The following is a 20,393-nucleotide window of genomic DNA, read 5'->3' as shown; positions in this document are numbered from 1 at the left end:
CCCAGCCGTGGTGGTGCCGAACCGGCATCGGCACGGGGCGCGGCACACTTGGCCCTGTCGGGTCAGTGATCCGCCCCTGCCTGACGGGGCCGGGGCGGGCCCGGGGCGGCGGCCGGACGTGGGCTCCAGCAGGCGTTCCGCGTGTTCTCCGGCAGGCATTCTGGGTGGGCTCCGGCGGGCGTTCTGCGTGGGCGACGCGGCATCGGACACGGGTTGTTCGCCACCGGATCCGGCGTTGTTCGGCACGGGATCCGGCGTTGTTTGGGACGGGCAGGTGGGCGGGGGGCGGCGGAGAGGGTAGCGTGCGTAGCGCGCCACCGGCGGTTGTTCTCGGCCGCGCGCCTCTCGGCGATCCCGCAGAATGGGTTGCAGAAGGTGTGCCCGAGGCAGGCAGTAACGGGTGTGGACGTCGACGCGGCCCCCAGGTCCGCTCCGCCCCCACCCGTCATGGCCGAAATCGATGGATGTGCTGGCGCGCTCGTGAGACTGGCGTAGGAGAGAAGCGAGACCTGTGAGTGCTGCGACGACGCGAAGCCGTACGGCCCGTACCCCTGTTCCCGACCGTCTGTGCGCCGAGGCGGTAGACCTGGCCCGCGCGGCGGCCGAGGAGGCAGCCGCGCCGGGGGTCGTCGGTGAGCATGTGGCCGTGGTCTCCGAGGGGGACCGGGTCGTCACGCACTTCTTCGAGTGCAAGAAGCCCGGCTACCGGGGCTGGCGCTGGGCGGTGACGGTCGCCCGGGCCTCCCGCGCGAAGAACGTCACCCTCGACGAAACGGTGCTGCTGCCCGGCAGTGACGCGATCCTCGCCCCGGAGTGGGTGCCGTGGAGCGAGCGGCTGCGCCCGGGCGACATGGGACCGGGCGATCTGCTGCCCACCGAGGCGGACGACATCCGCCTGGAGCCCGGCTACACCGGTGAGGACGAGCCGCCGCCGAACTCCGCGGTCTCCGAGGTCTCGCAGGAGATGGCCGACCTCGTCGACGCGGAGGACGCGGAGCTGACGACCCGCCCCGCGACGACGAGCCGGGGCTCGATCGCGGCCGTCGCGGACGAGCTCGGCATGCGGCGGGCGCGGGTGCTGTCCCGGTACGGGCTGCATGCGGCGGCCGACCGGTGGGACGAGGCGTTCGGCGCGAAGACGCCGATGGCCCAGGCGGCCCCGGCCTCGTGTGTGACCTGCGCGTTCCTGGTGCCGTTGGCGGGCTCGCTGCGGCAGGCGTTCGGGGTGTGCGCGAACGAGTTCGGTCCGGCGGACGGGCGGGTCGTGTCGCTGTCGTACGGGTGCGGTGGGCACTCGGAGGCGGCGGTGATGCCGAAGCCGCCGAAGCCGGCGCCGCATGCGCTGGACACGATGCAGGTGGACGAGTACCCGTTGCGGCCGGCCCGGGACTCCGGCTCCGTCCCGGCGGAGGCGGACGCGCCGACGGAGGACCTCGGCCACTCGTAGGCGGGGGCCGGGGCGGGGTGCGTGGGGGTGCGGGTTGCTCCGGCGGGCCGGTTCCGTCCTCAATCGCCGGACAGGCTTGAGCGGGATGCCGGGTGCCCCCGGCGCACCGCTTTGTCCTCAATCGCCGGACGGGCTTGATCTTGTCGCTCGTCCGGGGACCGGGCTTTCTGCGGGCCCAGGGTTCTGCCGTCCGTCCGGAGATTCGCCGAGGGCTGGGATTTCGACGTCCGGGGGTCTTCCGCCGGCCGAGGGGCTTACGTCGGTTCGGGGATCCTCCGGCGGTTTGAGGGTCTTCCGCCGGCCGAGGGGCTTTAGGTCGGCCCGGGGATCTTCCGTACGTCCGAGGATCTTCCGTCCGGGGACCTTCCGTCCGTTCAGGCAATCCGCGTCGGCCTGGCAAACCCGGGCCGGGCGACCCGTGCCGGCTCACCAAACCGGGGCCGGATGATCCGCGCCGGCCCGGCAAACCCGGACCGGACGATCTGCTCCAGCCCGGCAAACCCAGCCCGTCCGGCGATTGAGGACGGAACCCTTGCCGTGGAGGGCGGTGCGGCAACCTCCGGCCAACGCGGAAGCCCTCGCGGGAGCCAAACGCGGAGCCCAAGGGCCCGAACCGGCCGAAGCGCTGTTCGGCGGGCCCCGTCCGGTGCGAGGACCCGGTACCTTCGGGCGCACACTTGGCGGCACGGGCAGTGCGCTATCGGAAAGAGCGGAGTCAGAGCGTGAGCATGAATGCGACCGAGGGGGCCGATCCGTTCGGGACCGCACGGCTGCGGCGCGGTGTGCTCGACGCCTGGGGCGCCGGTCCCGCCAGGTTCCGCGAGGACGCCAACGCCGAGGAGGACCTCGCGCTCGGCGGCTACCGCGACCGCCTCGTCGTCGAGCTGGCCCAGAACGCCGCCGACGCCGCCGCCCGCGCACAGGTCCCCGGCCGGCTCCGGCTCACCCTGCACCCGGCGACCCCGGACAACCCCGCCGTCCTCGCCGCCGCCAACACCGGCGCACCCCTCGACGCCACCGGCGTGGAGTCCCTGTCCACCCTGCGCGCCTCCGCCAAGCGCGAGGGCCACGAAGGAGCCGTCGGCAGGTTCGGCGTCGGGTTCGCCGCCGTGCTCGCGGTGAGTGACGAGCCCGCCGTCGTCGGCCGGCACGGCGGCGTCCGCTGGTCGCTCGCCGAGGCCCGCGACCTCGCCGCCCGGGCGGCCGTCGCCAGCCCCGGCCTCGGCGACGAACTGCGCCGCCGCGACGGTCACGTACCGCTGCTCCGGCTCCCGCTGCCCGCCGAGGGCACCGCACCCGACGGGTACGACACCGTCGTCGTCCTCCCGCTGCGCGACGGCGGCGCCGAGGACCTCGTGGCCCGGCTGCTCGACGCGGTCGACGACGCCCTGCTGCTCACCCTGCGCGGCCTCGAAGAGATCGTGATCGAGACCCCGGACACCGTACGGACGCTGCGCCGCTCGCAGCACGGCCCGTACACCCACGTCGAGGACTCCGCGCACGGTACGAACCGCTGGCGCACGGTCGCCCACCACGGCCCCGTCGAGCCCGCGCTGCTCGCCGACCGCCCCCGCGAGGAGCGGCTGCGACCGCACTGGTCGGTCACCTGGGCGGTCCCGGTGGACGCGGAGGGCGCCCCGGTACGCCCCCGTACCCTCCCCGTCGTCCACGCGCCCACCCCCACCGACGAACCGCTCGGCATCCCCGCCCTGCTCATCGCCTCGCTGCCGCTCGACACCGCCCGCCGCCACTTCGCGCCGGGACCGCTCACCGAATTCCTGGTGCAGCGCGCCGCCGACGCGTACGCCGAGCTGCTCGCCGGCTGGCAGCCGGTGTCCGTCGACACCATCGACCTCGTACCGGGACCGCTCGGCAAGGGCGAACTGGACGGTGCGCTGCGCGGCGCGATCCTGGAGCGGCTGCCGCGCGTCGCGTTCCTGGCCCCCGCCGCCCCGCGCGACACCACCGCCGAGGCGGACCGCTGGGACACCTGGGACGCGCAGCCGGACGGCCTTCCCGCCCCGGCCACCACCGCGCTGCGGCCCGTCGAGGCCGAGGTGCTGGAAGGGGTCGGCGCCGAGACCGTACGGGTGCTCGCCGAGGTCCTGCCGTGTCTGCTGCCCGCCGGACTGGAACGCCGCAGCGAGCTGCGTACGCTCCAGGTCGCCCGGGTCCCGCTGACCGAGGCGATCGACCGCCTCGCCGGTCTGGAGCGCGACCCCGGCTGGTGGCGGCGGCTGTACGACAGCCTCTCCGGCATCGACCCGGACCGCCTCTCCGGCCTGCCCGTACCGCTGGCCGGAACGGCACAGGACGCGGACTCCGGCGCCCCGGCCGTGCCCCGCACCACCATCGGGCCCCGCCAGGTGCTGTTGCCGCTGCCCGACGCGGCCGGCGGACCGGTGCTGGAACGCCTCGCCCGGCTCGGGCTGAAGGTCGCCCACCCGGACGCCGCCCATCCGCTGCTGGAGAAGCTGGGCGCCCTGCCCGCCACCCCGCGCGCCGTGCTGACGACCCCGCAGGTGCGGGCCGCCGTCGCCGGGTCGCTGGACGCGGGTGAGATCTGGGACGAGGACGCGCTGGACGGCGACGAGCTCGCCGAGACCGTGCTCACCCTCGTACGGGACGCCGATCTGGCACCCGGCGACGAGCCCTGGCTCGGCGCCCTCGCCCTCCCCGACGAGGACGGCGAACCGGCCCCCGCGGGCGAACTGGTGCTGCCCGCGAGCCCGTTCGCCGCCATCATGCGCGAGGGCGAACTGGCGCTCTGCGACCAGGAGCTGGCCGACCGCTGGGGCGAGCAGCCGCTCACCGCCTGCGGTGTGCTCGCCACCTTCGCCCTCGTACGGACCACCGACGTGGTGCTGGACCCGGACGAACTGGAACCGCGCGAGGGCGACTTCGCCGAGCCCGACGACGCCGGGCTGCTGGACGCCGTGGACGTGTGGTGCGAGGACATCCTCGACCAGCTTCCCGACACCCCCGTGCCGCCGGTCGCCACCGAGATCGTCGCGGTCCGCGATCTGGACCTGGTCGACGACGACGCCTGGCCGCAGGCGCTCGCCATGCTCGCCCGGCCGCCGCTGCGTGACGCGCTGACCCAGCCGGTGCGGGTGCTGCTGCCGGACGGCACCACCCGGTCGGTGCGCCCGTACACGGCCTGGTGGCTGCGCGACCACCCGGTGCTCGACGGCCGCCGCCCCGCCGGGCTGCGCGCCGCGGGCGGCGACCCCCGGCTGGCCGGGCTGTACGACTCCGCCGACGCCACCGGCTTCGACGACGCCCAGGTGCTGCGCGCCCTCGGCGTACGGACCTCCGTGGCGGCCCTGCTCGACGAGCCGGGCGGCGCCGCCGAACTCCTCGGCCGGCTCGCGGACGACGAGCGCCCGGTCGGCCCCGTACAACTGCACTCCCTGTACACGGCGCTGGCCGAGCTCGACCCGGAGCAGGTCACGCTGCCGGACGAGCTGCGGGCCGTGGTCGACGGCGAGGTACGGGTCGTCGACGCGGCGGACGCCGTGATCGCGGACGCCCCCGATCTGCTGCCGCTCACCGACGGGCTCCCGCTGCTCCCGGTCGCCCCGACGCGTGCGGCGGAGCTGGCCGAGCTGTTCCAGGTGCGCCGGCTCGGCGAGAGCGTCGAGGCGGAGGTGTCGACGGAGGGCGAGGAGCACCGGGTGCCGGACGCGGTGCGGGTGCTGCTCGGCGCCGGGACGCCGGACGCGTACGTCGAGCACGGCGAACTGCGCGCGGGCGGCGTCGAACTGGACTGGCGCCGCACCCCCGACGGCACGGTCCACGCCGCCACGCTGGAGGGCGTCGCGGCGGGCCTGGCCTGGGCGGCGGGCCAGTGGCCGCGCCGCTTCGAGGTCGCGGCGCTGCTGGAGGACCCGTCCCGGACCCAGGAGCTGGCCCGGGACCGCTGGTTCGACTGACAGACGGTCACGGACGTCGGTGACCGCTGGTTCGACTTGCAGACGGTCACGGACGTCGGTGACCGCTGGTTCGACTTGCAGACGGTCACGGACGTCGGCCGGCGTGGTCCGGGGCCCACCGGACTGCCCCGTCCGAAGGATCTTCGCGAGAAGTTCAACTTCGTGTACAACCCTTCACATGCGTTGCGGGTCTGGTCTGTCGAGTCAGCAGACTCACAGTCCGAACCAGCTCCGCGCGCGGCACGTCATGTGCCCGCGGGGCTCTTTCTCCACTGGGGAAACACATGCGTATTCGTGCCACTGTTGCTGCCGTTTCCGGCGCCCTGGCCCTGTCTGCTCTGGCTGTTCCGGCCGCCCACGCGGGCGACCACTCCGTTCCGAACCTGAACAAGCCGACGTCGGGTGCCGAGGTCTTCGGCACCGCCGCCGCCCGGGGCGCCTCGAAGGCCGCCGCGGCCACCGCCGCCGACGCGTCGGAACCCGTCATCTCCAAGGTCGTCGTCAACGGTGGCAAGGACGTCGTCCTGGGCACCACCGCCAAGAAGACGATCTCCATCTCGGTCACCGCGTCGCACGCGTCCGGTGTCGTCGACGCCTACGCCGACCTGTGGCACGGCACCAACCCGGACTCGCCGGACACCATCGACGGCGCGATCCTGCCGAACGAGGACGTGTCGACGTGCACCAAGGTCAACGCGACGACCTCGACCTGCAAGCTGACGTTCACGATCGACCCGCGCTACGACCTGTACAAGAACGCGCTGGCCGGAACCTGGCACGTCTCCGCGGGCGCGCTCGCCGGTAACCAGACCGACATCGCCTACACCGACTTCTACAGCACCGCCCGGGTGCAGCGGCTGTCGAAGCTGACGGTCAACGCCGCCCCGGAGCCGGTCAAGAAGGGCGGGACCATCACGGTCACCGGGAAGCTGTCGCGGGCGAACTGGGAGGACCACGCGTACCACGGTTACGCGACGCAGTCCGTGAAGCTCCAGTTCCGCAAGAAGACCAGCTCCACGTACTCCACGGTCAAGACGATCAAGACGAACAGCACCGGGAACCTGAAGACCACGGTCAAGGCCTCGGTCGACGGCTACTGGCGCTACAGCTTCGCGGGTACGTCCACCACCCCGGCCGTCACCACCGCCGGCGACTTCGTCGACGTGAAGTAGTTCCACCCGGCACCGTCACGGCCATCCGTGGCCACCCGTGAACAGCGGGATCCCTCCGCGAGGGGTCCCGCTGTTCACGCATCCGTCCCGTGCAGTCCCGTCCGGCCCCCAAGGCCTTTCTCCACGGAGAAAACCATGCGCTTTCGCGCCACCGTCGCCGCAGCCTCCGGCGCCCTGGTCCTGTCCGCCCTCGCCGTACCGGCGGCGCACGCGGCATCGGCCGATCCCGTCATCTCCAAGATCACCGTCAACGGCGGCAAGGACGTGGTCCTGGGCACCACCGCCAAGAAGACCATCACCGTCTCGGTGACCGCCTCGCACGCCTCCGGCATCGAGACCGGCTGGCTGATCCTGTGGCACGGCAAGGACCAGGACGAGGGCATGGACGGCGCGCTGCTGCCCAACGAGGACGACGCGACCTGCAAGGCCGCGAGCGCGACCACCAGCACCTGCTCCCTCACCATCACCATCGACCCCAGGGTCGACCTGGACAAGAACGCGCTGGCCGGCTCCTGGCACGTGCTCGCGGGCGCGGAGGCCAAGGACGGCTCCAGCTACTACTCGGACTACGCCGCCACGGCGAAGATCCAGCGGCTGTCGAAGCTGACGGTCAACGCCTCGCCGGAGCCGGTGAAGAAGGGCAAGACCATCACGGTCACGGGGAAGCTGTCGCGGGCGAACTGGGAGGACCACGCGTACCACGGTTACGCGACGCAGTCCGTGAAGCTCCAGTTCCGCAAGAAGACCAGCTCCACGTACTCCACGGTCAAGGCCTCGGTCGACGGTTACTGGCGCTACAGCTTCGCGGGTACGTCCACCACCCCGACCGTCACCACCGCCGGCGACTTCGTCGACGTGAGGTAACGGCGCGAGGCAACGGGGCGCGGGTCCGCGCAGCTACACCGGGAAGCGTCGGCCGACCAGCCGCCAGGCGTACTCCAGGCCGGCCGACGCCACCACCGCGATGCCCACCGCCGCCCACGGCATCGTCGTCCCGACCAGCTTCAGCGCGAAGAAGTCCTGGAGCCACGGCACCACCAGCACGATCAGGAACGCCAGCCCCATCGCCGCCACCAGCGCGATCCGCCACCAGGTGTACGGGCGGGCGATGATCGCCAGCACCCACATCGAGACCAGGAACAGCGTGAGCGTGGCCGCGCTGGTCTCGGCGTCGAGGGCGCCCGGACCGGAGTAGTGGTTCCGGGCGATCAGATACGTCGCGAAGGTGGCGACGGCGGCGATGACGCCCGACGGGATCGCGTACCGCATGACCCGGCGCACGAAGTGCGGATGGGCGCGCTCCTTGTTGGGGGCCAGGGCCAGGAAGAACGCCGGGATACCGATGGTCAGCGTCGACAGCAGGGTCAGATGGCGGGGCAGGAACGGGTAGTCGACCTGCGTGCAGACCACCAGGACCGCCAGCAGCACCGAGTAGACGGTCTTGGTCAGGAACAGGGTGGCGACCCGGGTGATGTTGCCGATCACCCGGCGGCCCTCGGCGACCACGGACGGCAGCGTCGCGAAGCTGTTGTTCAGCAGCACGATCTGGGCGACGGCCCGGGTCGCCTCGGAACCCGATCCCATGGAGACGCCGATGTCGGCGTCCTTCAGCGCGAGTACGTCGTTGACCCCGTCGCCGGTCATGGCGACGGTGTGGCCGCGGGACTGGAGGGCGGCGACCATGTCCCGCTTCTGCTGCGGGGTGACCCGGCCGAAGACCGCGTTCTCCTCCATGGCCGTGGCCATCTCGTCCGGGTCGGTGGGCAGCCGGCGGGCGTCCAGGGTGTGCTCGGCGCCCGGCAGGCCCAGCTTTCCGGCGACCGCGCCGACCGAGACCGCGTTGTCGCCGGAGATGACCTTCGTGGCGACCCGCTGGTCGTCGAAGTAGGCCAGGGTCGCCGCGGCGTCGGGCCGCAGCCGCTGCTCCAGGACGACCAGCGCGCTCGGCACCGCCCCGGCCGCGATGTCCGGCCCGTCGAGCGCCCCCTGCGCGCGGGCCAGCAGCAGCACCCGCAGGCCCTGCTCGTTGAGCTGCTCGATCTCGGTGAGCGCCGGGTCCTGCTCGGGCAGCAGCACATCGGGGGCGCCGAGGAGCCAGGACGACTCCCGGCCGCCGCCCTCGTCGAACGCGGCGCCGCTGTACTTACGGGCCGAGGAGAACGGCAGCGTCTGGGTGCACAGCCACTTCTCGCCGTCCGGGTAGGCGTCCACGATGGCCTGGAGGCTGGCGTTGGGGCGGGGGTCGGACGAGCCGAGGGCGCCCAGCACGTCCCCGATGTACGCGTCGTCCGCCCCGCCCAGCGTCCGGACCTCGGTGACGTCCATGCCGCCCTCGGTGAGGGTGCCGGTCTTGTCCAGGCAGACGACGTCGACGCGGGCCAGCCCCTCGATGGCGGGGAGCTCCTGCACCAGGCACTGCTTGCGGCCGAGCCGTACGACGCCGATCGCGAACGCGACCGAGGTGAGCAGCACCAGGCCCTCGGGGATCATCGGGACGATGCCGCCGACGGTCCGGGCGATCGATCCCTTGAGGTTGTTGTCGTTGACGACGAGCTGGCTGATGACCAGGCCGATCGCGGTCGGCACCATCATCCAGGTGACGTACTTGAGGATGGTGGAGATGCCGGTGCGCAGCTCGGACTGGACGAGGGTGAAGCGGGACGCCTCCTCGGCGAGCTGGGCGGCGTAGGCCTCGCGGCCGACCTTGGTGGCGGTGAAGGCGCCGCCGCCGGCGACCACGAAGCTGCCGGACATCACGGGGTCGCCGGGCCGCTTCAGTACCGGATCGGCCTCGCCGGTGAGCAGCGACTCGTCGATCTCCAGGCTGTCGGCCTCGGCGACCGTGCCGTCCACGACGGCCTTGTCGCCGGGGCCCAGCTCGACGAGGTCGCCGAGGACGATCTCGGAGGTGGAGATCTCGGCCGCGACCCCGTCGCGGCGCACCGTGGGTTTCGCCTCGCCGATGACCGCGAGGCTGTCCAGGGTCTTCTTGGCCCGCCACTCCTGGACGATGCCGATGCCGGTGTTGGCGATGATCACGAAGCCGAAGAGGCTGTCCTGGATCGGCGCGACGAACAGCATGATCAGCCAGAGCACGCCGATGATCAGGTTGAACCGGGTGAAGACGTTGGCGCGGACGATCTCGCGCACGGAGCGGGACGAGCGGACGGGTACGTCGTTGACCTCGCCGCGGGCGATCCGCTCGGCGACCTCGGCGGCGGTCAGCCCGCGTGGGTCCACGGCCGGGGCGGGCAGCTTGACCGGGTGGACCGGATCGAGCTCGGCCCCGGCGTCGATCATGGCCGGACCCGGATGGCCGGTGGAGCCGCTTGCTTCGGGGGTCTGCTCGCCGAAGGGATGGGATGCCCGCTGCGTCATGGTTCCGACGGTACGGGTGGATGGTCCGATTCACCCACTGGGCGGTCCGAAGATCAGACCGGGGGAGGAGGGCAATGGTCCCGTGGGGGTACGGGACCGGTGCCGGACCCCTAGGGCCTTTCGGGCGACGCCTCGGCTTCGGCCTCGGCCGCCGCCCGCTTGATCGCCGCGTCGCGCCCCCGCACGTACCAGATGCCGATCAGACCGAGCCCCGCACCGGCCAGACAGGTCCACACCCACCACAGGTGACCGTGGTCGTCGAACCAGCCGTAGAAGGGGAGCTGGACCAGGAAGAGGACGAACCAGAGGATCGTGCCGCCGGTGATGGTGGCGACGACGGGCCCCTCCAGGGGCTCGGGTGCCTCGTGTTTCGGTGTCCACTTCGCCATGGGCTCAGTGTATGGGGCCCCTGTACGAAGCCCGCTCGGCCCAGGTGGCCCATGGGTCTACGCGCGGAGATAGCGATCTTCGCCTTATGTATTCATACTGAATCTGCTTAAGACTGACTCGAATTATTCGTGTGAAAGTCCAAAGCTGACCACTTTCTTCCCCCTCTACGTACGACTGAGGTCATACATGTCCCCCTCGGCCACCGCTCCGGTCGATGCCCAGCAGCCTGCGGCCCCCCAGCCGCGCGGCGGCGTGGATCGTTTCTTCAGGATCTCCGAGCGGGGGTCGTCGGTCGCCCGCGAGATCCGTGGCGGATTCGCCACGTTCTTCGCGATGGCGTACATCATCGTGCTGAACCCGATCATTCTCGGCAGCGCCAAGGACATGTACGGGCATCAGCTCGACGGTGGCCAGCTGGTCACCGCCACCGTGCTGACCGCCGCGTTCTCCACGCTCCTGATGGGCGTCATCGGCAATGTGCCGATCGCGCTGGCGGCCGGCCTCGGCGTCAACACCGTCGTCGCCCTCCAGCTCGCCCCCCGGATGAGCTGGCCGGACGCCATGGGCATGGTCGTCCTCGCGGGCATCGTGGTGATGCTGCTGGTCGCGACCGGGCTGCGGGAACGCGTGATGCACGCCGTGCCGACGTCGCTCCGCAAGGGCATCGCGATCGGCATCGGCCTCTTCATCCTGCTCATCGGCCTGGTCGACTCGGGCTTCGTCTCCCGCGTCCCGGACGCCGCGCACACCACCGTGCCGCTCCAGCTCGGCAGCGACGGCCACCTCAACGGCTGGCCGGTCCTGGTCTTCATCATCGGCGCGCTGCTCACCCTCGCGCTGATCGTCCGCAAGGTGCCGGGCGCGATCCTGATCTCCATCGTCGCGATGACGGTCGTCGCGATGATCATCGACGCGATCGCCGATCTGCCGGCCGGGGCGTGGGGCCTGACCGTCCCGCAGTGGCCGGGCAATCCGGTCGCCACCCCGGACTTCGGGCTGTTCGGTCAGGCCAGTCTGTTCGGCGGCTTCAGCAAGGTCGGCGTGCTCACCGGCATCCTGTTCGTCTTCACCGTGCTGCTGTCCTGCTTCTTCGACGCGATGGGCACCATCCTCGGGGTCGGCGACGAGGCGAAGCTGACGGACGAGAACGGCAACTTCCCCGGCATCAACAGGGTGCTGTTCGTGGACGGCATCGCGGTCGCCGCGGGCGGCGGGACCTCCGCCTCCGCGGGCACCTGCTTCGTGGAGTCCACGGCGGGTGTCGGTGAGGGCGCCCGCACCGGCTTCGCGAGCATCGTGACGGGTCTGCTGTTCACGGTGGCGCTGTTCCTGACCCCGCTGGCGACCATGGTCCCGTCGCAGGCGGCCACCCCCGCGCTGCTGGCGGTGGGCTTCCTGATCATCTCGGGCTCGGTGCGGGACATCGACTGGAGCGACTACACGCTCGCCATCCCGGCCTTCCTCGCCATGCTGATGATGCCGCTCACGTACTCGATCACCAACGGCATCGGCATCGGCTTCATCGCCTTCTCCGTGCTCCGCGTGGTGGCCGGGCGCTGGCGCGAGGTGCCGGTGCCCATGTACGTGGTCTCCGCGGTCTTCGTCTTCTACTACGCGATGCCGGCCCTCGGCCTCACGTGACCTCTTCGGCCCTGATCCCCGCGGTCCCCTCCGGGCCGTAGAACCTCTCCGTCTCGTCGACGGCCGCCTTGAAGCGCTCGTCGAAATCATCGCGAATGAGCGTCCGGACCACATAGTCCTGGACGCTCATTCCGCGTTTGGCGGCATGCTGCCGGAGCCGGTCGAGCAGCTCACCGTCTATCCGCAGGCTGAGCACAGTCGATCCCATGGCAAGCAGGGTTACGGTCCAGCGGCCCGTTTCGCGTCACTTTACGGATCCGACTCACTCGTTCGGGTGATCGATTGGGTGAAGTGCCTCTCGCGCGTGTAACACGAATGGTCTTTAGGGCGACTAATGAGTTACGCTAATAAACATGCCTGACCTGATCCACGACGGCGACAGTGCGGCCGCCGTGAGCTCCCTTCGCTCCGCCGTGATGCTGCTCAGCCGGCGCCTCAAGCACCAGCGCGTCGACGAGTCGCTGAGCCCCACCGAGATGTCGGTGCTCGGCACGCTCGCCAGGTGCGGCTCGGCCACGCCGGGCGAGCTGGCCCGCAAGGAGCATGTGCAGCCTCCGTCGATGACCCGCATCGTCGCGCTGCTGGAAGCGAAGGGGCTGGTCAGACTGGAACCGCACCCCGATGACCGTCGCCAGAAGGTGGTCAGCCAGACCGAGCAGGCCGAAGCCATGCTCGAAGAGAGCCGCTCCAAGCGGAACGCCTGGCTGACCGCCCTCGCCGAGGGCCTGGACGAGGACGAGTGGGAGACGCTGCGCAAGGCGGCGCCCGTGCTGGAGAAGCTCGCCCACCTGTAGCGGTACGGGCCGCGCCGGACCGTGTCCGGCGCACCGCCCGCCCCGCCGCACCCCGTCAGTCAGCGAAACGTATACGCCCGAGGAGGCGAACCCTTTTGAGTACGGGATCCGGAGCAGACTCCGCCCCCGCACCGACTTCCACCCACGAGAGCAAGCCCGGCGGGACCTTCTCGTCGCTGAAGATCCGTAACTACCGCCTGTTCGCCACGGGCGCCGTGATCTCCAACACCGGTACCTGGATGTCCCGCATCACGCAGGACTGGCTCGTCCTGAGCCTCACCGGGTCCGCCGCCGCCGTCGGCATCACCACGGCACTCCAGTTCCTTCCGATGCTTCTGTTCGGCCTCTACGGCGGTGTCATCGCGGACCGCCTCCCGAAGCGGAAGCTGCTTCTCTTCAGCCAGGCGGCGCTCGGCCTCTGCGGGATCGCCCTCGCGGTGCTCACGCTCTCCGGTGTCGTCCAGGTGTGGCACGTCTACCTCATCGCGTTCCTGCTCGGCATGGTGACGGTGGTCGACAACCCCGCCCGCCAGTCGTTCGTGTCCGAGATGGTCGGCCCCGCCCAGCTGCGCAACGCGGTCAGCCTCAACTCGGCGAACTTCCAGTCCGCCCGGCTCATCGGCCCGGCCGTCGCCGGTGTCCTGATCACCACGGTCGGCAGCGGCTGGGCCTTCATGTTCAACGGCCTGTCGTTCGCCGCCCCGCTCATCGGCCTGATGCTGATGCGCACGAGCGAACTGCACAAGGCCACCGTCGTACCGCGCGCCAAGGGACAGCTGCGGGAGGGCCTGCGTTACGTCTCCGGCCGCCCCGAGCTGATCTGGCCGATCGTCCTGGTCGGCTTCGTCGGCACGTTCGGGTTCAACTTCCCGATCTGGCTGACCGCCTTCGCGGACGAGATCTTCCACGGCGGCGCCGGGATGTACTCCTTCTTCAACATCCTGATGGCGGCCGGCTCCCTGGCCGGTGCCCTGCTCGCCGCCCGCCGCCGCTCCTCCCGGCTGCGGATGCTGGTGGCCGCGGGCACGGCGTTCGGCGTGCTGGAGATCATCGCGTCGCTGTCCCCGTCCGTCTGGCTCTTCTCGATCCTGCTGGTCCCGATCGGCATGATCGGCCTGACGACCAACATCAGCGCGAACACCAGCGTCCAGATGGCCGCCGACCCGGCCATGCGCGGCCGGGTCATGAGCCTGTACATGATGGTCTTCGCCGGTGGTACGCCGGTGGGCGCCCCGATCGTCGGCTGGATCAGCGACGCCTACGGGGTCCGTACCGGCATGGCCGTCGGCGGCGCGTTCTCGCTGGTGGCCGCACTCGGTGTCGGCCTGATGCTGGCCCGAGTCGGCGGCCTGCGGCTGCGCGTCGACCTCCGCCCGGGCCGCCCGCACCTCCGCTTCGTCCCGCGCGAGGAGCTGGCCACGGCGGCGTGAGCGCCACCCCGTGAAGAACGGGACACGGCCCCGACCGGGTGGGTGACGGCCGGGGCCGTGCCATGTGCCGAGGAGAGTGCGGAGCTGTCTCGCGACGGTGCGGAGCTGTCCCGGGACGGTGCGAAACTCGGCGCATGAGCCGTCCCAGACTCTTCGTCGCCGTGCTGCCGCCCGCCCCCGCCGTCGAGGAACTGCGCCGTGCCGTCGCCCCGCTGCACGCGCTCCCCGAGGCCGAGGGGCTGCGCTGGACCGGGGTGCCCGGCTGGCACTTCACGCTGGCGTTCCTCGGGTCCGTGGACGAGGAGCTGCTGCCCGAGCTGGAGGAGCGCCTCGCTCGGGCCGCCCGGCGCACCGAGCCCTTCCCGCTGCGCATCCACGGGGCCGGCCGGTTCGGCGGGCGGGCGCTGTGGGCGGGGGCCGCGGGGGCGCTGGACACGTTGCGGCTGCTCGCCGAGCGCGCCGACGCCGCCGCCCGCCGCACCGGCATCCCGATGGACGAGCACCGCCGCTACCACCCGCACCTCACCCTCGCCCGCAGCCGCCGCGCCGAGATCGACCTGCGCCCCTGCGTCGAGGCGCTCGGAGGCTTCGAGGGCACCGGGTGGGAGGTCGGCGAGACGGCCCTCGTACGGAGCGATCTGCCGGACAGCGGGGTGCCGGGCGAGCTGCCCAGGTACGAGGTGGTCGCATCCTGGTCGCTGGGGCACTGAGGGCGGCGGTTACGCTCAAAGGGTGGACCCGAAGACCAGAAACCGCATCATGGCGGCCGTGCTCGTGCTGATGTTCGTCGTCGTCGCCGTGGCGGCCGCCGTCGGGGCGTGACCGGCGGGTGACCTGACCTGACCGGACGGGGCTCAGCGGCCGCGGCGCAGCCGGCCGAACCGGCGCCGCAGCCCCCGCAGCGGCCTGCGTGTCGGCGGCCGCCCACGGCGTACGCCCTCCGCGCCCGGCGGCAGCGGCCGCCATCCGCCGTCCGGCGAGAGGACCGGCACCTGGCGCTCCGCCTGGGCCCGGACCTCGTGGTACGCCTGATGGGCGGTGCCCTGGTACGCCTCGTTGTACGAGGCCAGGGCGGCGCTCAGGGCCGAGCCCGCGACCCCGTGCCGGCGGGCGACGACCGCGAGCCAGGTGAAGAAGCCCATGACCACGGCCAGGGCCGCGACCATGACCAGGAGCGGCACGACTTCGTCCATGCGACGAGCCTATGACCTCTCCGCGCTCATCGGACAGTGAGCGCCGACGCCGTCTCCCGGGCGAACGCCTCCGGGTTGTCCAGCATGATGTTGTGCCCGCAGTCCGGGACCGCCACGACGCGTACCCCGTGCTCGACGAGCGCCTCCTCGCCGGGCAGCGGGCCGTCCGCCGACGGGCGCAGGAACGTGCGCGGGATCTTCAGGCCGAGCAGCAGCTCACGCATCGTCGGCGTCGTCCCGGCGGCGAGGTGCACCGCGCTGCGGTGCAGCGCCTCGTGGCCCGCCAGGCGCATGGTCGCCCACCAGTGCGGCCCGACCCGGTCGCGCACCTCGGACCGGCCGTGCGCCAGGAACTCCTCCTCCGAGTACGCCGCGATGCCGCTGCTGCCCGGCCGGGCGGGGCCGGGCGCGACCGGGTCCAGATTGGCGTCGACCAGGACCAGCCGGCCCACCAGGTGCGGATGGCGCGCCGCGAGCACGATGGCCACCGCGCCGCCCATGCTGTGCGCGATCACGTCGGTGTCGTACGCCTCGGCCGCCTCCAGCGCCGCCGCCACCGCATCGGCGTGCTCCTCCAGCGTGTAGCCGAACTCCGTGGGGCGGTCGCTGATCCCGAAGCCGAGCATGTCCATGAGCAGCGAGCGGCCGTCGGCCAGCAGCGGATGGGCGGCGCTCGCGGTGAAGTACGGGCCGGACGAGGCCCCGAGCCCGTGCAGATAGACCCGGGTCCGGGCACCGCCGCCGGTCCGGCCGGGAAGCTCCACCCACCTGATACGCGCGCCGTCCGCCGTCACCCGGGCGTTGTGCATGACTCCTCCTCCGCTCACTCTTCAACCATCGGCGAGACTATACATCGATGCCGAGGTATATCTAGAGGCATCGGAGAGGATACGCACATGCTGGAACTGGCCATCCTTGGATTTCTGTACGAGCAACCGCTGCACGGCTACGAGCTGAAGCGCCGGGTCGCCCACCTCACCGGGCACGTCCGCCCCATCGCGGACGGCACGCTGTACCCGGCGATCAAGCGCCTGGAGCGCGCCGGATGGCTGGAGCGCCGCACCGAACCCGGCAGCAGGGCCGCCCCCCGCCACACCCTCACCCTGACCGGCCCGGGGCGCGAGGAGCTGCGGCGACGGCTGCGGGAGGCCGACGAGGTGGACATCAGTGACGAGAACCGCTGGTTCACCGTTCTCGCCTTCCTGCGCCACCTCTCGTCCCCGGCCGAACAGGCGGACGTACTGCGGCGCCGGCTCGCGTTCCTGGCGGAGCCGAGCAGCTTCTTCTACGAGGGGGAACGGCCGCTGGGCGCCGAGTCGTTCGACGACCCGTTCCGGCGCGGACTGCTGAGGATCGCCCGCGCGACCAGCGAGGCGGAGCTGGACTGGCTGGCGGCGACGCTGGAGGAACTCGACGCGTCCTGAACCGGCGTACGCGAGAGGGCCGCCGCCGCCCCGCCGGAGGCGAGGGCGACAGCGGCCCGTCGGACGGCGCTCACGAGCAGGCCGTCACCAGGCGAACGCCTCCGGCGAAGGCCCGGGCCCCGGGAAGATCCTGTCCAGCGACGCCAGCAGCTCCGCCGACAGGTCGAGCTCCAGCGCCCGCAGCGCCGAGTCCAGCTGCTCCCGGTTGCGCGGCCCGACGATCGGCCCCGTCACCCCCGGCCTGGTGAGCAGCCAGGCCAGACCGACCTCGCCCGGCTCCAGGGCGTGCTCGTCGAGCAGGTCCTCGTACGCCTGGATCCTCTCGCGCTGCGCCGCGTCCTTCAGCGCGTCCGCGCTGCGGCCGGAGGCCGACCGCCCGGCCGTGCCCTCGCGCTCCTTCCGGAGCACACCGCCCAGCAGCCCGCCGTGCAGCGGGGACCACGGGATGACGCCGAGGCCGTAGTCCTGCGCGGCCGGGATGACCTCCATCTCGGCGCGGCGCTCGATCAGGTTGTAGATGCACTGCTCGCTGACCAGGCCCAACGAGCCGCGTCGGGCGGCCAGTTCATTGGCCTGGGCGATCTTGTAACCGGCGAAGTTGGACGAGCCCGCGTAGAGGATCTTGCCCTGCTGGACCAGGACGTCGATCGCCTGCCAGATCTCCTCGAAGGGGGTGTTCCGGTCGACGTGGTGGAACTGGTAGAGGTCGATGTGGTCCGTCTGGAGCCGCTTCAGCGAGGCGTCGACGGAACGCCGGATGTTCACGGCCGAGAGCTTGTCGTGATTGGGCCAGGGCTCGCCGTCCGTGCCCATGTTCCCGTACATCTTGGTGGCCAGGACCACCTTGTCGCGGCGTTCGCCGCCCTTGGCGAACCAGGTGCCGATGATCTCCTCGGTGCGGCCCTTGTTCTCGCCCCAGCCGTACACGTTCGCGGTGTCGAAGAAATTCAGCCCCGTGTCCAGCGCCGCGTCCATGATGGCGTGGCTGTCCACCTCATTGGTCTGCGGGCCGAAGTTCATGGTGCCGAGGACGAGGCGGCTGACCTTGAGTCCGGTGCGTCCGAGCTGTGTGTACTCCATGGGAATCAAGCCAACGCCTTCGAGCCCGCTCGAAGCAAGGGTGGCCGTACGGGACCGCCCCCGGCAGAGGGGCCGGGGGCAGTCCCACGGCGCGGGCTACTTCAGGTACACGATGCCGTCGGTGGTGATCGTCGGCCGGCCCGAGGTGGCGACGACAACGATCTTGACGGTGTGCTTGGCACTGGACGACCAGCTCTTCGTCCACAGCGCGTCGCGGTACTTGGTGGTGCTGGACTTCAGATCCACCGTGGACACCTTCACCCCGTCCACATAGACGTACGCCTGGCCGGAGGTGGTCGCCCGGGACGCCACCAGGGCGACCGAACGGCCGGTGAACGTCCAGCTCAGCGAGGCACCCTTCGACGAGCTGGAGTACGACTTGCCGCCGAGGTAGCTCGACGAGGACCGCGTCGTCCACGTACCGGACTTCGTCGCCGAGCTCTCCTGCACGACGACCGGCGTACCGGCGACCGAGGCGGTGGCGGTGTTGCCGGCCCGGTCGTACGCCTTCATGGACCAGGTGGTCGCCACGCCGGACTTGGCGGTGTGCGAGGCGCTGGTGGTCGTCGGGCCGTAGGTCTTGGCCACCGGTGCGGTGAGCCGGACCTCCTTGAGCGAAGCGGCGTCGGTGGCCTTCCACTTGAGGGTGAGCGGGACGGCCGTGGTGTTCACCGTGCCGGTGCGCAGTGCCAGGTTCGGCTTGGTGGTGAACGTGGGCGCCGTCTGCTCGGCGACCACGGTGGCCGCCGCCGACGTGGTGACCTTGCCCGACTGATGGGTGGCGCGGACCTGCACCTGGTGGGTGCCGACGGCGAGGGTGGCCGGCGCGGAGGCGGTGGTGCCCGCGGTGGTGGCGACGGACCTGCCGTCGACCAGCAGCTCGTACTTGGAGACGAACGCGCTCGGGGTGCTCGCCGACCAGCCCACGGTGATCGCGGACCTGGTGTAGTACGTGGTGCCCGAGAGCCCGGCGCCGGTCACCGACTTGACGGCCAGCCCGGTGACGGGGCCCGCGGCGAGATCGCGGATCGACTTCAGCTGCCCGTACAGCATGTTGCCGGGGCACTGGGTGTTGAAGCCGTCGCGGTGCCCGGAGATCTGCTTGAAGGAGTACTTCGTACCGGCGGTGAACTTCGTGCCGAAGTAGTTGCCGCCGGTGGCGCCCGCGGTGAGCATGGTGCTGCCCGCCGGGTCGCCCTTGTACTGGCCGAGCTTCCACGCGGCGACCCGGGCCACCGCCGTGGTCACCGCGGCGGGCGCGGTCGCGTCCGTGTACGTGCCGATGACCGCGATGCCGGCCGACTCCCGGTTGAAGCCGTAGGTGTGCGCACCGAACACCGGCCGGTCCACACCGCCCTTACGGCCCTCGAAGACCGTCCCGCACCTGTCGACCAGGAAGTTGTAGCCGATGTCCTTCCACTTCTCGCTCTGGACGTGGTACGCGTACAGGCTGCGCACCACTGCCGCGGAGTCGGCGCAGGAGTAGGTGTTGCTCCCCGCGGTGTGGTGGACGAACACGGCCTTGACACCGTCCAGGTACTCCGGCGCCTCCGGGCTGATCGACTCGTCCGCGCCCCAGCCGGCCCGCGAGACGATCGGCGGCTTCGGCACGGTCGACGGCGGCGCGGGCGGCAGGGTCTCGGCCGGGGAGGAGCTCGGCGACGCCGAGGGGCTCGGGCTCGCCGGGGGAGTGGGCTCCTCGGTGGCCGGTTCGGACGGGGCCGGTGACTTCGGTTCGGTCGGCGTGGGTTCGGCGGGCGTCTCCGTGCCGTCGCCCGGCGCGGCCGGGTCGGACGGGACCGGCTCCACCGGGTCGGTGGCGGGCGTGGCCGAGGGGTCCTCGGCGGGCAGGTCGGCCGCGAAGGCGGCCGGTTCCGCGGCGGTCGAGCCACCCCGGCCCGGGTCCACGGTGTCCAGCCGCAGCCCCGCGGGCAGCTTGGCGGAGACCTTGCCGCCCGCGTTGATCCGTACCTCCACACCGTTGGAGGGCCCCACCCAACGGGGCTCGGTGCTTCCCCGGACGCCGGCCCGGCCGGTCTCCGTGCGCCCGTCCAGGTCGGTTTCGAGCGGCACCCAGGGCGTCCAGTTCCCGTCGGCCGCGGACTTGGTGCGGACCTCCACGGCTCCGGTGACCTTGGCCGCCGGGTCGGTCCAGGTGATGCCCAGCATGCTGAACGGAGCGGTGTCCCGCTTGCCCAGGACGGCGGACGTGCCGTCGTCGCCGACCTTCAGCGAGGTGGCGCGCACATCGGTCTTCGGCGGGCCGGACTTGGCGTCGGTGTCCACCGAGGGGTTGCCCGTCACCCCCTCGAAGACCAGGACACCGGCGACGGCCGAGGTCGCCACCGCGGCCGTGATCCAGATTCTTCGCTTCGAAAAGGGCTGGTCTGTGATTCTGCGCTTCGATCTCAAGTCGTACCCCAAGGATCGTCTTCGATGTTCGGGTCATGAACCGCTGGGGCAGGCGACGGCACAGGTCACAGGTGACCGGTGGGGGTACGAGTACCGG

At 71.6% G+C, this 20,393-nt stretch carries 16 protein-coding genes; 9 read left to right on the top strand and 7 right to left on the bottom strand.

The genetic code is table 11. The features are described from left to right. Window positions 1-511: 511 nt before the first annotated feature. The 4 genes from EES42_RS07060 to EES42_RS07045 all read left to right on the top strand — a co-directional run bounded on the left by EES42_RS07060 (window position 512) and on the right by EES42_RS07045 (window position 7,418). The gene (locus EES42_RS07060) at window positions 512-1,447 is read left to right on the top strand and encodes a DUF3027 domain-containing protein (protein WP_124717159.1); all 936 of its coding nucleotides are present in this window, start codon (window positions 512-514) and stop codon (window positions 1,445-1,447) included. 728 nt (window positions 1,448-2,175) lie between these two features. Beyond that, the gene (locus tag EES42_RS07055; RefSeq protein WP_124717456.1) at window positions 2,176-5,382 is read left to right on the top strand and encodes a sacsin N-terminal ATP-binding-like domain-containing protein; all 3,207 of its coding nucleotides are present in this window, start codon (window positions 2,176-2,178) and stop codon (window positions 5,380-5,382) included. Between the two features lie 284 nt (window positions 5,383-5,666). Further along, the gene (locus EES42_RS07050; protein ID WP_124717158.1) at window positions 5,667-6,554 is read left to right on the top strand and encodes a calcium-binding protein; all 888 of its coding nucleotides are present in this window, start codon (window positions 5,667-5,669) and stop codon (window positions 6,552-6,554) included. A 135-nt stretch (window positions 6,555-6,689) separates the two neighbouring features. Next, window positions 6,690-7,418 carry a DUF5707 domain-containing protein gene (locus EES42_RS07045; RefSeq protein WP_124717157.1) on the top strand — a complete coding sequence of 243 codons (729 nt, stop codon included), beginning with the start codon at window positions 6,690-6,692 and terminating at the stop codon, window positions 7,416-7,418. Window positions 7,419-7,451: 33 nt separating this feature from the next. Here the strand turns inward: EES42_RS07045 and EES42_RS07040 are convergent, their stop codons facing one another. Together EES42_RS07040 and EES42_RS07035 are read right to left on the bottom strand one after the other, a co-directional pair. Continuing rightward, window positions 7,452-9,932, bottom strand: coding sequence for an HAD-IC family P-type ATPase (locus EES42_RS07040; RefSeq protein WP_124717156.1), 2,481 nt, complete (start codon window positions 9,930-9,932; stop codon window positions 7,452-7,454). 110 nt (window positions 9,933-10,042) lie between these two features. After that, a complete protein-coding gene (locus EES42_RS07035) occupies window positions 10,043-10,321 on the bottom strand; it encodes a DUF2530 domain-containing protein (protein ID WP_124717155.1) in 279 nt (92 codons plus the stop codon). A gap of 187 nt (window positions 10,322-10,508) precedes the next feature. Here EES42_RS07035 and EES42_RS07030 point away from each other — a divergent pair, with 187 nt between their 5' ends. Continuing rightward, a complete protein-coding gene (locus EES42_RS07030) occupies window positions 10,509-11,963 on the top strand; it encodes an NCS2 family permease (protein ID WP_124717154.1) in 1,455 nt (484 codons plus the stop codon). Here the strand turns inward: EES42_RS07030 and EES42_RS07025 are convergent. Further along, complete coding sequence (locus tag EES42_RS07025) at window positions 11,956-12,171, bottom strand: ribbon-helix-helix protein, CopG family (RefSeq protein ID WP_072485765.1); 216 nt, start codon at window positions 12,169-12,171, stop codon at window positions 11,956-11,958. The genes EES42_RS07030 and EES42_RS07025 overlap by 8 nt on opposite strands. A 145-nt stretch (window positions 12,172-12,316) precedes the next feature. Here EES42_RS07025 and EES42_RS07020 point away from each other — a divergent pair, with 145 nt between their 5' ends. The 3 genes from EES42_RS07020 (at window position 12,317) to thpR (ending at window position 14,897) form a co-directional block, all read left to right on the top strand. Then, entirely contained in the window at window positions 12,317-12,757 is a 441-nt protein-coding gene (locus EES42_RS07020) for a MarR family winged helix-turn-helix transcriptional regulator (RefSeq protein WP_072485764.1), read from the top strand. Between the two features lie 95 nt (window positions 12,758-12,852). Then, window positions 12,853-14,187 carry an MFS transporter gene (locus EES42_RS07015; RefSeq protein ID WP_124717153.1) on the top strand — a complete coding sequence of 445 codons (1,335 nt, stop codon included), beginning with the start codon at window positions 12,853-12,855 and terminating at the stop codon, window positions 14,185-14,187. A 134-nt stretch (window positions 14,188-14,321) separates the two neighbouring features. Beyond that, window positions 14,322-14,897 carry an RNA 2',3'-cyclic phosphodiesterase gene (thpR, locus tag EES42_RS07010; RefSeq protein ID WP_124717152.1) on the top strand — a complete coding sequence of 192 codons (576 nt, stop codon included), beginning with the start codon at window positions 14,322-14,324 and terminating at the stop codon, window positions 14,895-14,897. 144 nt (window positions 14,898-15,041) lie between these two features. On the opposite strand, the gene EES42_RS07005 is transcribed toward thpR, so the two are convergent. Together EES42_RS07005 and EES42_RS07000 are read right to left on the bottom strand one after the other, a co-directional pair. Beyond that, window positions 15,042-15,380, bottom strand: coding sequence for a hypothetical protein (locus tag EES42_RS07005; protein WP_164495174.1), 339 nt, complete (start codon window positions 15,378-15,380; stop codon window positions 15,042-15,044). Window positions 15,381-15,406: 26 nt separating this feature from the next. Continuing rightward, window positions 15,407-16,189, bottom strand: coding sequence for an alpha/beta fold hydrolase (locus EES42_RS07000; protein ID WP_124717151.1), 783 nt, complete (start codon window positions 16,187-16,189; stop codon window positions 15,407-15,409). Window positions 16,190-16,276: 87 nt separating this feature from the next. Between EES42_RS07000 and EES42_RS06995 the strand changes: the two genes are divergently transcribed. Continuing rightward, window positions 16,277-16,804 carry a PadR family transcriptional regulator gene (locus EES42_RS06995; protein WP_124717150.1) on the top strand — a complete coding sequence of 176 codons (528 nt, stop codon included), beginning with the start codon at window positions 16,277-16,279 and terminating at the stop codon, window positions 16,802-16,804. An 84-nt stretch (window positions 16,805-16,888) separates the two neighbouring features. Here the strand turns inward: EES42_RS06995 and EES42_RS06990 are convergent, their stop codons facing one another. Then, complete coding sequence (locus EES42_RS06990; RefSeq protein WP_124717149.1) at window positions 16,889-17,884, bottom strand: aldo/keto reductase; 996 nt, start codon at window positions 17,882-17,884, stop codon at window positions 16,889-16,891. A 96-nt stretch (window positions 17,885-17,980) separates the two neighbouring features. Next, complete coding sequence (locus EES42_RS06985) at window positions 17,981-20,053, bottom strand: peptidoglycan recognition protein family protein (RefSeq protein WP_241196298.1); 2,073 nt, start codon at window positions 20,051-20,053, stop codon at window positions 17,981-17,983. Window positions 20,054-20,393 lie beyond the last annotated feature (340 nt).

It is taken from the genome of Streptomyces sp. ADI95-17 (assembly GCF_003846175.1).
Classification (GTDB): domain Bacteria; phylum Actinomycetota; class Actinomycetes; order Streptomycetales; family Streptomycetaceae; genus Streptomyces; species Streptomyces sanglieri.
Note: the sequence above shows the minus strand (reverse complement) of the source record. Positions and strands in the feature narration are given on the sequence as shown.